Annotated in this window: 11 protein-coding genes; 8 read left to right on the top strand and 3 right to left on the bottom strand. The window is 52.1% G+C overall.

Annotated features, from left to right (window positions below):
* Nucleotides 1-314: 314 nt before the first annotated feature.
* The 4 genes from HY272_09270 (at nucleotide 315) to HY272_09255 (ending at nucleotide 5,000) form a co-directional block, all read left to right on the top strand.
* Nucleotides 315-665, top strand: coding sequence for a hypothetical protein (locus HY272_09270; protein ID MBI3772874.1), 351 nt, complete (start codon nucleotides 315-317; stop codon nucleotides 663-665).
* A 308-nt stretch (nucleotides 666-973) separates the two neighbouring features.
* Nucleotides 974-1,993: a hypothetical protein gene (locus HY272_09265; GenBank protein MBI3772873.1), complete on the top strand. Its 1,020-nt coding sequence runs from the start codon at nucleotides 974-976 to the stop codon at nucleotides 1,991-1,993.
* Nucleotides 1,994-2,089: 96 nt separating this feature from the next.
* Complete coding sequence (locus tag HY272_09260) at nucleotides 2,090-3,841, top strand: hypothetical protein (protein MBI3772872.1); 1,752 nt, start codon at nucleotides 2,090-2,092, stop codon at nucleotides 3,839-3,841.
* Nucleotides 3,842-4,136: 295 nt separating this feature from the next.
* Entirely contained in the window at nucleotides 4,137-5,000 is an 864-nt protein-coding gene (locus tag HY272_09255) for a GGDEF domain-containing protein (GenBank protein ID MBI3772871.1), read from the top strand.
* A 75-nt stretch (nucleotides 5,001-5,075) separates the two neighbouring features.
* Here the strand turns inward: HY272_09255 and HY272_09250 are convergent, their stop codons facing one another.
* Nucleotides 5,076-5,690, bottom strand: a complete 615-nt coding sequence (locus HY272_09250) for a hemolysin III family protein (protein MBI3772870.1) — start codon at nucleotides 5,688-5,690, stop codon at nucleotides 5,076-5,078.
* A gap of 304 nt (nucleotides 5,691-5,994) precedes the next feature.
* Here HY272_09250 and HY272_09245 point away from each other — a divergent pair, with 304 nt between their 5' ends.
* Nucleotides 5,995-7,464 carry a hypothetical protein gene (locus HY272_09245; protein MBI3772869.1) on the top strand — a complete coding sequence of 490 codons (1,470 nt, stop codon included), beginning with the start codon at nucleotides 5,995-5,997 and terminating at the stop codon, nucleotides 7,462-7,464.
* A 14-nt stretch (nucleotides 7,465-7,478) separates the two neighbouring features.
* Nucleotides 7,479-8,165: an NF038129 family PEP-CTERM protein gene (locus HY272_09240; GenBank protein MBI3772868.1), complete on the top strand. Its 687-nt coding sequence runs from the start codon at nucleotides 7,479-7,481 to the stop codon at nucleotides 8,163-8,165.
* A 55-nt stretch (nucleotides 8,166-8,220) separates the two neighbouring features.
* Here the strand turns inward: HY272_09240 and HY272_09235 are convergent, their stop codons facing one another.
* Entirely contained in the window at nucleotides 8,221-9,354 is a 1,134-nt protein-coding gene (locus HY272_09235; GenBank protein ID MBI3772867.1) for an N-acetyltransferase, read from the bottom strand.
* 94 nt (nucleotides 9,355-9,448) lie between these two features.
* Nucleotides 9,449-10,381, bottom strand: coding sequence for a hypothetical protein (locus tag HY272_09230; protein MBI3772866.1), 933 nt, complete (start codon nucleotides 10,379-10,381; stop codon nucleotides 9,449-9,451).
* 178 nt (nucleotides 10,382-10,559) lie between these two features.
* Here HY272_09230 and HY272_09225 point away from each other — a divergent pair, with 178 nt between their 5' ends.
* The gene (locus HY272_09225) at nucleotides 10,560-11,453 is read left to right on the top strand and encodes a patatin-like phospholipase family protein (protein MBI3772865.1); all 894 of its coding nucleotides are present in this window, start codon (nucleotides 10,560-10,562) and stop codon (nucleotides 11,451-11,453) included.
* A gap of 9 nt (nucleotides 11,454-11,462) precedes the next feature.
* Nucleotides 11,463-12,020: a YaeQ family protein gene (locus HY272_09220; protein MBI3772864.1), complete on the top strand. Its 558-nt coding sequence runs from the start codon at nucleotides 11,463-11,465 to the stop codon at nucleotides 12,018-12,020.
* Nucleotides 12,021-12,056: the final 36 nt, after the last annotated feature.

Raw genomic sequence — 12,056 nt, 5'->3', positions numbered from 1 at the left:
TTTGAAACAGTATCGTGGGTGTATGCTGTGTCGATGGTGCGCGACTGATACAGTTTTGTTACTGTGGAATAAAACACTAGCCGCACATTTCTCTGAAGATTAGGAAATACCTTACGACCGCATTACGACTTTCTTAGGGGCTCGTTAAGCATATTATTTAATTGAGTACTGAAATTCTCATCTGGCGAGATAATTGCGGAATGTAAATGGCGATTATTTCTCTTTCCATTGGACTTTTTAGCGGAGGATGCAAGTTATAGAACCGTATAAAAATAGGTTATCCTGGTTACAGGTCAAGCACAGTTTTGCTAACTATGATCCGCCTACCTGAATCCCGCAACGCTTGGTCGACGCCAGAATTTAACTCGGTATTAACACGCGAAGTGGAAGCACTGCCTGTCGATCAGCTGCCGTTGCAGCAGGGGTTGTCTGTTAGTAGTTATGTGGTTGACGATAAACCCAGTGTACGGATTATTTCGGTTGCTGATACGGCGGACGTTATTCGCGCCAAGATCGGCGTGTTTTATCGTGGGATGATTGCCGGATGCAATTGTGCCGATGATCCAACGCCGATGGAGGCGCTGAATGAGTATTGCGAACTTTGGTTGGTGCTGAACAAACGGTCGGGAGAGGCCGTTGTCAGTTTGGTGGATCAAAACGAATAAATCTGAGTCCCTCTTGTTTTTGCTGTGATGGCGGAATGAATTGAAGTCTAATTATTTATTTGTGGAAGTACCAACGCTTCCCCATCAAGAGGAGGAAATAAAAAAACTTAAGTTAAGTGCCATTCGGGTCAAAGCTCTTTAACCATGCCCTAGCCGTTTTTATTCTGAGTGGAAATCTCAACTATTTGGACTATTCTTGTATTCTAGGGAGAGTAGCGTAGGGAGAGTAGCGTTTAGTCGACCTGTACTTGCTTATCAGTTTCTTCATCAATCTATTCAGTCTATTACGCTTAGACAGGGAGGTCGTCATGGGAAAGGCTCGTGTGTCTCACATTCGTTCAGCTCAGGCCAAGACTACAAAGTCTTACGTACCCCAGCTCATCACAGAATTGAAGGCTGCCAGGGATCTGGCGTTGATCAAAGATGCGCGGCAGGAGGAGTCCGCTCTCCGGGCAAGATTCTCCGGGCGATCGGAGGTACTGGCCAATCAACGCGCTAGCTGGCAGCTTATCGAGTACTTCGCAACCAAAAACGGTTTTGAGAGCGAGAAGTTCGATGAGATTCTCGCGCGCAATCAAGCTGAACTGAGCCGTATTGCGGATGAGCAAAAGGCGGCCGCCATCAAGCAGTCTTCATCCGAAATGAAGACGTTCATTCACGCCATCGAAAGCAAGCGCCAGGCGTTCGATACGCTAATCTCCACAGCCGTGTCACCCCAGCCTTTCTTTGTCGCGCTGGATTCGCCTTTTCTCATCTGGCCGACCCATGGCATAGAACTATTAGACTCGCATACAGACCCGTATCGAAGCACGGCGAAAATTACTCTCGATTCTGGCCGGACGTTCGGTTACGAGGAGCTGGGGTTCTATTTTCTCTATGAGAATCCGAGCGACCGGTTTTCCGTGATCAATGTCGACGGTTACCTGGTTTTCAATGGACAGCTCCGGGCGTCTCAGGGCGGGGGGTTCTGGCCGGGTGACAGACACGCCAGTGTAGGCGTCGGTGGGCATCTGCACGTCTTTGAGTGGTGGAATCAGCCACCGACCGAACCGTTAGCACAGGCTGACCAAACTCAGCAGGTAGCGTCCGTAGCAACCACGGGAGGAGGTTTTGGCGATGTGGGGGCCATTGAAACCAAGAACGTATTCAGAGGCGTCGATCTCCGTCACACTCTCTTTGTGATGCCGCCGCATGCAGTGACGGTAATTGAGGTGACGGCGGCCATTACCTATGGAACCGGCACCGACAGTGGCCACGTGAATGTGGATTTCAACAGCGGAGACTTTCAGATCATGTGTCCTTTTGTATTGATCTCAGTTTTGACGTAGATCAGATGCCAGTTTAACTTGCGAGCGCATGAGTGTACGAGGTAGAGCAACGCAGGGAGCAGTGTTGCTCTTTACGCCAAACTCAAGGAGGAGAATATGGCAATACGTATATTGATGGTGAGTGACGCCGAAGGTAGCTATAGCGCACCGAGTGAACGATTCGGGCTCACGGAACTCGTTCAGGCGCTTAAAGACGGCGGCTATCAGGTTACGAAGGCGCATCGTTGGAACGATGGCATGCAACATACTGCGGGTGCGGATATTACGAGCTTTAAGTTTCAGCAGGGATTTTTCAACGCGAACGACTACGATGTGGTGTGGCTGATGGGATTTGCGAGTAGCAATCCGCAAGGCCCTTATGGCGATCCTTCAGGTTTCGCGATGTCCGATAGCGAGGTCGAAGTCCTGGCTCAGTTCATGAATGATGGCGGCGGTGTGTTTGCGACAGGTGATCATGACGACCTCGGTGCCGATCTGTGTGCCAAAGTGCCACGAGTGCGCAGTATGCGGCAATGGACGACGGATTATGGGTGGTTAAATTACACGGGTAATCCCGATGCATTTGTCCCTGACGCCAGCAAATCGCCGCCGCCGGTTGGCCGCTATCGTCTTGATACGCTCGTCACAGGTCACAATGTGCACTACGAGTTCCAGGATCAATCGGACGATATTCCTCAGCAGATCGATCCGGTCATGCGCGTGATTCGCCAGCACATCTCCCATATTGCAGGCGGCGAGATCGGTTGGATTGAACGGGTACCGCATCCATTACTGTGTGGGCCGAACGGTGTGATCGATGTGTTGCCGGACCATATGCACGAGGGACGTTGTCTCGTCCCGCAAGACCTGACTAAAACATTTGCGATCAAAGGCCAGTCCCATGACGAATACCCTCTGCTCTCGAACGGCACCCGGGTTTCACCGGAAGTGGTGGCCTATGGCCGGGTCAAGGCGCGAAGCTATGATCCAAATTTTGACGATCCTACCGAAGGTGTCAGGGACTCCAATACGAATGTCACTGCGACAAATTTCCCGGTGATCACTGCCTACAACGGTCACCGTGCTAAGGTCGGACGAGTGGTGGTAGACTCGACTTTCCATCACTTCACCAACATCAATGTGACGGGCGTCAAGTCGGAATTTTCAGATGAGCCTAATCCCGTTGATGCTGTCAAAGGACAGGGTTTTCTTGCATCGCCGGCAGGTCAGGCCCATTACGCGAATATCAAGGCGTATTGGTGCAATATCGCCAAGTGGCTATCTCGCCCGAAAACGTTCAAGCAACTCGCCTGGCAAGCGTTCCTGGATGTGGCACTGGACCCCCGGCTTAAGCAGACTGCGTTGAATGATGCGGCCGATCGTCTATCGCCTCGATATTTGGTTAGACACGGTGCCGTTGCGTGGGACCTGATGACACAAAAGACGTCGCCTTGCATGGTGCTCGACTTTGTCTTCGATGTAGCGATTCCCGATCCATTGTCGTATTTGCTTTCACCTTCGGTGTATATCAAGCTTACGCTGCCAGACCCGCCACCGAATGAAGTTATACGTAAAGATCTCGCGGTAGATAAGCTCGAACTTGCGTACTATGCCTTGGGTGGTGCGATGATCAAGTTGCGGCAGCCGGAAAATCGGCAACTTCTCATGTCGAATAAGCTTGATGCGGAAAGTGGAATGCAGCTCATTCAAAGCGGTGCAATGTCCGGTCTTCGCCGCGGCTTAAATGAGCAAAGTATGCGCATGGAACGTACGCTGCGTGCGCTAAAGCGAGCGATCGAACTCAGCGGCAAGGTGGGCAAGCATGCTCAGACCGAGACGCCATCAAAGGAAATAGAGTCTGTGACCTAGAAAATTCGATTACCGTTAAATCTCTGCGGGTGTAATTCCCCGCAGTTTGCTGCAAAAGATTGTAGGGGCGATTCATGAATCGCCCCTACGCCGCAAGCCCCGCCTGGCGGCGTTATCGCGCCGAAACCGCTCCTGCGATTTAATACCCCGTCCGTTTGCGGCGGGGTGATTTACTGCGTGTAAACTCCACTTTAAAAGTGTCGCCTTTTTTTGACATTGTCGTTATGACTCGCCGTCTTATACTCACTAGTAAGTGACCGGTATTACTCGATCCGTTAAAGGAGATGTGTTGAATATGTCAGCCGCGATCTTCAAGCTGCTTGGTTTTTCTGCCGCGATGCTCATATTTGCATTTGATGCGATGTTACCGTTCGGTGTGGCCGCAGGCGTGTCTTATGTACTGCTGGTGCTGTTGAGTCTGATAACCCAACGTCGCTGGGATGCCGTCGGCATGGCGATCATCGGCAGTCTATTAACTATCATTGGCTATTTTATCTCCGAACCTGGCGGCATTCATTACATGGTGCTGATCAATCGTGGCATTGCCTTAGCCGTGATTTGGGCGGCGTGCATCATCATGGTGATACATTTCTCCAGTCTGGCAGAGTTGAAAACGATGGCAATATTGGATCATGTGACGGGGCTGTACAACAGGCATTATTTTTTTATTCAGGCAGAAAGAATATTAAAGGGCTGGACTCGCTACAAGACGCCGGTCACGTTGATGCTGATTGATATGGATGATTTCAAAAAAATAAATGACACATATGGGCATGACGCGGGGGATCGAGTGCTCAAACATGTGGCAGATACGCTGAAACAGTGTTTGCGCGATGTTGATGTGATTGCCCGCATCGGTGGTGAAGAGTTTGTTGTACTTTTGCCTTCCACGACCATCGATGCAGGTGATGTGGTAGCGGAGAAAGTGCGTTCGGCGATTGAAAACATAACGCTTACTTATCAGCAGCAGGAAATTAAGGTGACGGTAAGTATTGGTGTTGTGGCGGCGAGTCGGAGGTGGCAGTTAATTGGTGATTTGCTTAAAGCGGCTGATAAATTGCTGTATCAGGCAAAGCATCGTGGGAAAAATCATGTTGCGATCGAGGGATTTACGGTTTTTCCGCAAGCGCGGGCGATGCCGAATATGGTTAGCCATTAGCTTGCCGCCAGCATTAGCGACGTTCTGAGGTTCCTTTCGGGTCAAAGCCCTTTAATAAATCTGACACCTTTTTCATCACAAGTAGAGCAGTATCGCAAAATAGTGACTTACGCTGCCCGCAAGCACAAACAAATGCCAGATGCCATGGCACCTCGGGTACCAGTGGTCCAGGATAAAAAACACGACGCCTGTGGTGTAGAAAATTCCTCCGGCCAGCAGCCAGCGAAAGCCCGCGGGCGGCAACGCGGCGATGATCGGATCGAGGGCGAAGAGACAGAGCCAGCCCATGACCAGGTAGATGATAATCGGCACCACTCGTGCCCCTTTGCGTGGCAATGCGTCGAGGACGACACCGAATGCCGCGAGCCCCCAGATCACGCCAAACATCCACCAGCTCAAGGCACCTTTGAGTGCGACGAGTGTGAAGGGGGTGTAGGTGCCGGCGATCAGCAGGTAGATGGCCTGGTGGTCGAACACCTGGAATATCCGTTTAGCCCGGCCGCTGAGGCTGTGATAAAGGGTGGAGACGAGATAGAGCAGGAACAGGGTAAAGCCGTAGACACTGTAGCTGATGATCTTGCGGACATCGCCATCGATGGCGGCATAAGTAACGAGCACCGCACCACCGGCCAGCGCGAGTACGGCGCCGATGAGGTGACTGATACCGTTGAAGCGTTCTTCTTTGTCCATGCGCTCTATTCTACAGGTTGCGGTTTTTATAAGGCGAATGCGCGGCAAGTTTTTGCATCTGTTGTTGCATGAGATTTTCTTCGTGCGCGACATAATAGGCGATGTCGTTACTAAAACCTGCATGATAAGTTGATTTGTTATGTAGAATTATGTCCTATTGATAAAGAGTAAAATCAGCATGTAAATAAAAAAAATCTGCTCTTCAAATCAGCATTGATAGATTTAGTCCTATTCATGAACTACACTGCTATCCTGAGTAGTTGCTTTTATGCCCGCGTTTCATATTGATGAATGGAGGCTAGCCGTGAATCATCGATCTTTACCAATCGTTCTGGCGTCGTGGATTACCGCGTTGTCTCTGCTCCTGGTGAATCAGCTGGCGCTCGGCATAACCGCGCCGGTCATGTATGGCACCTTGAGCAATTTCGATGTTATCAATGACACTGGTCAGCCAACGAACGGGTTTGAAATTGAACTCGAGGGGATATCCCCCGGTGATGTCGTTTACACCTTTGGTGACTCGGGTAATCCCGCCGTGCCTTATATACGCTATGGCAAACCGACTGTATTGCGGAATGCCGCCGGCACCGGCACCATTGTTCGCTATGCCAGCACGTATGTCGGCGGAGTGTTTATCGAAGCGACTCCCTCGCCGACGCCACCCTACCCAGTTACGATGGGACATCAGTGCTGGATCTATGGCGACCCGGTACATTATCCCACCAGCGGTTGCGAACACTTTGGCGTTTCGCTGATCGGTAATCCGACCAAGACCACTTATCGGTGGCTGGTGGGGAACAATGTGACAGGCAAGCTGAGCGTGGTCGGCAGCCCCGGTAATCCGAGCATTCCGGCACCGGTCAATGTTCCTGCACCGATCTGGAACGTTAACCAAGCACCTCCACCTCCGGGTGTTCCTCCGGCTCAGCCCCCGGTGGTGGTGGCAGTAGTGCAAGCACCGCCTGCGCCACCTCTTCCGCCGGCCGGAAAGGGGCAGTGGGGAGATGCGATCTGGATGAAAATCTACAAAACCGAGCTGTCCGATCCGGCCGACCTTAATGATCTTGTTCCTGACGGAGCGGACGTACCGAATCCCGCAGAGCCGCCAGAGATCGAGTGGCAGTTGCTGCAATCGGCCCCATTGGATAAACCTGATGGAATTAATGAGTCCAGCGAAAACGGGGGAGAGGCGGGCGCCGGCAATGAAGCGGTTAGCCGAACTTACGAGTTCTATAAATACACCGGTGCGTATGACCCTGACCCAGAGAACTTCCACGAGGCCTTTTGCGATAATCCAACCGCAGTGGATCAGCAAATTCCAGAGAGATGCGGTGCGCCTGATGCCAATGGCGTTGCTGGTGTCGGTGACCTGATCGGCGCTCAGAACGCGGCTATAAACCTGGTGGCAGCTTGCGCAGTCGATGTAAGTTCTTCGATTGCGGTGAAACGTTCCGGCTACCTCTTCAACTTTGGTACCAAACTTTTCTCCCAGAATGTCACGCTGACCAATACCAGTAATGCACCGATCTTTGGGCCGATCTCGCTGGTGCTCGACAATCTCAATCTGAGTGGTAATGCCGGCCTGTTCAACGTTGCAGGCACGACGAGTTGTACGGCGCCGCAGAACAGTCCGTACGCCGATTCCTCGATCAATACAAGCGTGGCTAGTCTGGCACCGGGCGCGAGCGTCTCAATGACACTTCAATTCAGCAATCCTGCCAAAACCAGCATTAGTTACACTCCACGCGTGTTATCCACGTCAGGAATGAGATAGGGAGAACGATACATATGAACATTAGACAACGCGTTGCATCTTGGTCGCTGTTACCGATTGCGCTGGCCGTGGCAGGTACGGTACATGCGAACGTCGTTTACACGGTGAATTTGAATACGAGCGCCATAAATGGTGCGGCGGGGTATGCGCTGGCCTTTCAGCTGAATGACGGATCGGGGCTAAGTGACAATAACAACACCGTGATGCTCAGCAACTTCAGTTTCGGTGGCGGTAGCGCCGGCAGTTGCGGTGTGGCGGGAAATTGCGAGCCATTGGGCGGAGCGAGTGGGGATGCGAGTCTCGTTTCTGGTATTACTCTTACCGATAGCGATTTCTTCAATTCATTTGCGCAACGTTTTACGCCAGGTAACACGTTGTCGTTCAAATTGGACATGACGACAAATCTCGATGCAGGCGGAACGCCAGACGCCTTCGGCTTCAGCATCTTGGATATCACCGGCACTCCGCTTCCGACGCTGGACGCATCAGGGGCTGACACATTGCTGAGTTTCGACATCGACTCGAGCAATCCAACGCTACTGTCCTTCGCAACAGCGCCTGGAAGCGAAGTTGCATTGAATGCCCCGACGTATGTGCTTGCACCACCCAATGGGCAAGTGCCGGAACCGGGAAGTTTGCTGTTATTGGGGGTTGGGCTAGTCTCTCTCGTCAGGGTAAGCCACCGAATAAAGATCAAGTAGAATAGTCTCAAGATACGACATCAACAGGGGTTAAGCCATTTCACGATCTTCGCCACTACTTACATTTATAAGGCGAATGGGCTGCAAGCTTCTGCATCTGTTGTTGCATGAGGATTTCTTCACGCGCGACATAATCGGCGATGGCGTTACGGAAGCCTGGGTGGGCGATCCAGTGGGCGGAGTAGATGGGGGTGGGTAGAAAGCCACGACTGATTTTATGTTCGCCCTGCGCACCGGCTTCGAATCGGTTGAGGCCGTGTTCGATGCAGTAGTCGATGGCGCGGTAATAACAGGCTTCGAAATGCAGGCTGTGGAATTGTTCACTGCAACCCCAGTGGCGGCCGTAGAGCGTGTCGCGCCCGCGTAAGAAAAATGAGCCTGCGACGTAGCGGCCGTTATGGCGTGCGAAGATGAGCAGGGTGTGATCGGGCATGGTTTTCCCCAGTGCTTTAAAAAAACCTGGGGTCAGCGAGGCAGTGCCCCATTTTTTGTCGAAGGTAGATTGGTAAAAGTCGTGAAAAATATCCCACTGCGCTGCGTCGATGTGGTGGCCGTCGAGTAGCTCGAGCGTGACGTTGGCTTCGGTGACCTGGCGGCGCTCGCGTTTGATCTTTTTGCGTTTTTCGGCGGAAAGTGTTTGCAGGAAGTCGTCGAAATCGCGATAGGTGTGGTTGGTCCAGTGATACTGACAGCCGATGCGTTGTAACAGACCGTGTTGTTGCAGACGTGCGGTGTCGCGCTCATCGGTAAACAGCCAGTGCAGGCTTGAGACATTCAGCTGGCGGGCATGTTCGAGTGTGCCGGTGATGAGCAGGTCAGCGACCATTTCGCGTTGCGGTCCATCGGCCAGTAGCAGGCGCGGGCCGGTGGCGGGGGTGTAGGGGATGGCGACGATCAGTTTTGGGTAGTAGTTCAAGTGTGCATGTTCATAGGCTTCGGCCCAAGCCCAGTCGAAGACGAATTCACCGTAGGAGTTATTCTTCAGGTACATCGGCACGGCACCGAGCAGTTGGCCATTATCGGTGGCAATCAGATGCTGCGGCCACCAACCGGCGTGTTCGCCGACACAGTGGTGCTGTTCCAGTGCGGCGAGGAATTCGTGGCGCAGGAAAGGGTTTTCGTTGCCGGCCAGTGCATTCCATTGTGGGGCGGGAACGTCGCTTAGACTGTCGATGAGGGTGAGCTGCATGTTGTATTCAGAATATCACAGGTGACCGATTTCGGATTTTAGTCTAAACCGATGAAACAAGTCTCTGATGCAGGTTTTTACGGCTCTTCTGGCCTTATTGCGTGGCTTTCAGTATTGCTGCTAACGGCATCATGGTGATCTCTGCGCGGAACAGAATTGCACCATTTTTCAGTAAACCAAAGCAGTGGTGTAGATATTGAGTAACACCTGCGGCATCTTCACCCGCTGCGATCGCGGTGGGTTCATTGACGAGCATGTGGAGTATATCATTACTGCGCAGCCTTTTTGTCAGTTCGCGATCGATTGAAATGTTGTGAGTGGTATAGACCATCGGCTCACGTTCAAAGTCATGGTGGTTTTTGAGGGCGCGTTCCAGCAGGGCGCAGGAGATGAGCCCTGCTGAGTAGGTCTCCGGAAATCTGATCCGCTCTTCAAGCTCGTCAAAATAGGCCGACTGATCGGCCAGTGAGCCCGAGAGAAAGTTCTTGGCATTGCCGTTGCTCATGAACTTCCGTTTATAGAAAAGACCGGTGCCCTCAATGTAGCTGCGGTCGGGTTGATGGGTGAGATCGGGCAGGGATGAGAGGTGGGTGTCGCTGAGGAAGAGCGGGGCCTGCGATTCTTTCTTGAAACCGAAGATGACGATGCCGCGCTCATTCTTGATTGCAATCCGGTTGCTGAGGGTGGTGTTCTCTCCCGGTTTGAATTGCGATTTTTTGATCTCGACCTGTACGGTCTCGCCGGGTTTTACTACGCTGGCGAAGGTGAATTGATAGTTGCTGAATCGCAGTTTGTTGTCTTCAATCACTATAGCTTCGTTGTGCTGTGCGCGATAAAGCCGCAGCTGATCTTCGATCAAACACTCCAGCTGGAAGCCAAGTGCGATCGGACCGCCAAACGGATTGCCATGAATCCGTCCCCACTTTACCCTGTCATGGAACAGGTTGAAATCATCCGTAGAGTTACGAGCCGCATCGATGTGGATTTGCAGGAAGGTAAGCGGTGTATGAGCGATGGGCTGGGTCATGGTTTGTCGTCCATTCTCGGGTGGTTTGATCTGGCGGAAGGCGCCTCGCTTTTCCGCCCTGCATCCATCCATATTAGCGACCTGTTGGGCGGAAAAGCGTAGGTCCTTTCACCCTGGTATGATCTTAAGATCACGGCTTTAAATGGCGATATAACCATCAATTCGGTATAGTTTCCTTATGGCAGTCAAGAAAACAGTGTCCTTGGTATTGGGCAGCGGTGGGGCGCGTGGGTTTGCGCATATCGGTGTGATCAACGAGCTGACGCGTTGCGGCTATGAGATTAAGGCCATTACCGGGTCTTCGATGGGGGCCTTGATCGGTGGTATTTACGGCACGGGTAAACTTGATGTTTACACCCGCTGGGTGATGGCGTTGCAGCGCACGGATGTGATTCGGTTGCTTGATCTTTCCTTCGGCCATAATGGTTTGATCAAGGGTGATCGCATCATGGAGGTGCTGCGGGAATTGATCGGTGACATCAATATCGAGGATTTGCCGATCCGCTTTGCTGCGGTGGCGACGGATATGGTGGCGGAGGAGGAGGCTTGGTTCCGCGAAGGGCCGTTGTTCGATGCGATTCGGGCGTCTATTTCCATTCCTACTATTTTTACGCCGCATCAATACCGTGGCCGTGAATTTCTCGACGGCGGGCTGATAAATCCGCTGCCAATTACTGGTGCACTCAAAGACAAGGCCGACCTGACCATTGCTGTGATATTGAGTGGTAAACCAACGCCAAAACCCAAACTGCAAGTTCCACCGCCGCAGAATAACAATCATCAGCATGCGACCTATCATCAGCGGATTATGCAGTTTGTCGAGGAATTGATGATACGTATGGAAAGGCAGTCAGACGAAACATTGAGCATGCTTGATATCATCATGAAGTCGATGGTGATCATGGAAAACACACTGGCGCTGGCGCAGCTTAAAGATCATGCGCCTGATATTTTGATTGAAATCCCAAGAAATGCCTGTAACTTTTATGAATTCCATCGGGCGCGTGAATTGATTGAAATTGGCCGCCTGCAGACGGTGGCGGCGTTGTCGTCGAAAACAAGGGCAGAGTGAGGTGACCCTATGGCCCTAAAAGCAACTATATTCAAAGCTGATCTGAACATTGCGGACATGGATCGTCATTATTACCATGATCATGCCCTGACCATTGCCCAGCATGCTTCGGAAACCGATGAACGGATGATGGTGCGTTTATTGGCCTTTGTGCTGCACGCGCATGAGGACTTGGTGTTCGGCAAAGGGTTGAGCACGGAAGACGAGCCTGACGTCTGGCTGAAGGATCTGACCGGCGCCATTGATCTGTGGATAGACGTGGGTTTGCCCGACGAAAAGCGTCTCCGCAAGGCTGCGGGCCGCGCCAAGCAGGTTATTGTCTACAGCTACGGCGGGCGCGGTGCCGATTTGTGGTGGGAACAAAACCGCCGTGCGTTCGAACGCGTAAAAAATCTCAGCGTGATCAACCTGCCAACCGAGACCAGCCTGGCACTGGCCAATATGGCGCGGCGTACCATGCAATTGCAATGCACCATCCAGGATGGGCAGGTCTGGCTGGCGGATAACGAGAATAGGATCGAGCTTGAACTGACGTTACTAAAATCGCCGACGTCTCCGTTGCACTGAGTGAAGCAGGGTCAAAGCCGAATGACACCTAATCTT

This window comes from Gammaproteobacteria bacterium (genome assembly GCA_016200485.1).
Taxonomy (GTDB): Bacteria; Pseudomonadota; Gammaproteobacteria; order Tenderiales; family Tenderiaceae; genus JACQEP01.
The sequence above is the reverse complement of the archived record's forward strand: the minus strand, read 5'-3'. Positions and strand labels throughout refer to the sequence as shown.

What these genes read in the sequence shown, in the direction of transcription:
- HY272_09270 (MBI3772874.1), top strand. Translation starts at nt 315, where the DNA reads ATGATCCGCCTACCTGAATCCCGCAACGCTTGGTCGACGCCAGAATTT.
- HY272_09265 (MBI3772873.1), top strand. Translation starts at nt 974, where the DNA reads ATGGGAAAGGCTCGTGTGTCTCACATTCGTTCAGCTCAGGCCAAGACT.
- HY272_09260 (MBI3772872.1), top strand. Translation starts at nt 2,090, where the DNA reads ATGGCAATACGTATATTGATGGTGAGTGACGCCGAAGGTAGCTATAGC.
- HY272_09255 (MBI3772871.1), top strand. Translation starts at nt 4,137, where the DNA reads ATGTCAGCCGCGATCTTCAAGCTGCTTGGTTTTTCTGCCGCGATGCTC.
- HY272_09250 (MBI3772870.1), bottom strand. Translation starts at nt 5,690, where the DNA reads ATGGACAAAGAAGAACGCTTCAACGGTATCAGTCACCTCATCGGCGCC.
- HY272_09240 (MBI3772868.1), top strand. Translation starts at nt 7,479, where the DNA reads ATGAACATTAGACAACGCGTTGCATCTTGGTCGCTGTTACCGATTGCG.
- HY272_09235 (MBI3772867.1), bottom strand. Translation starts at nt 9,354, where the DNA reads ATGCAGCTCACCCTCATCGACAGTCTAAGCGACGTTCCCGCCCCACAA.
- HY272_09230 (MBI3772866.1), bottom strand. Translation starts at nt 10,381, where the DNA reads ATGACCCAGCCCATCGCTCATACACCGCTTACCTTCCTGCAAATCCAC.
- HY272_09225 (MBI3772865.1), top strand. Translation starts at nt 10,560, where the DNA reads ATGGCAGTCAAGAAAACAGTGTCCTTGGTATTGGGCAGCGGTGGGGCG.
- HY272_09220 (MBI3772864.1), top strand. Translation starts at nt 11,463, where the DNA reads ATGGCCCTAAAAGCAACTATATTCAAAGCTGATCTGAACATTGCGGAC.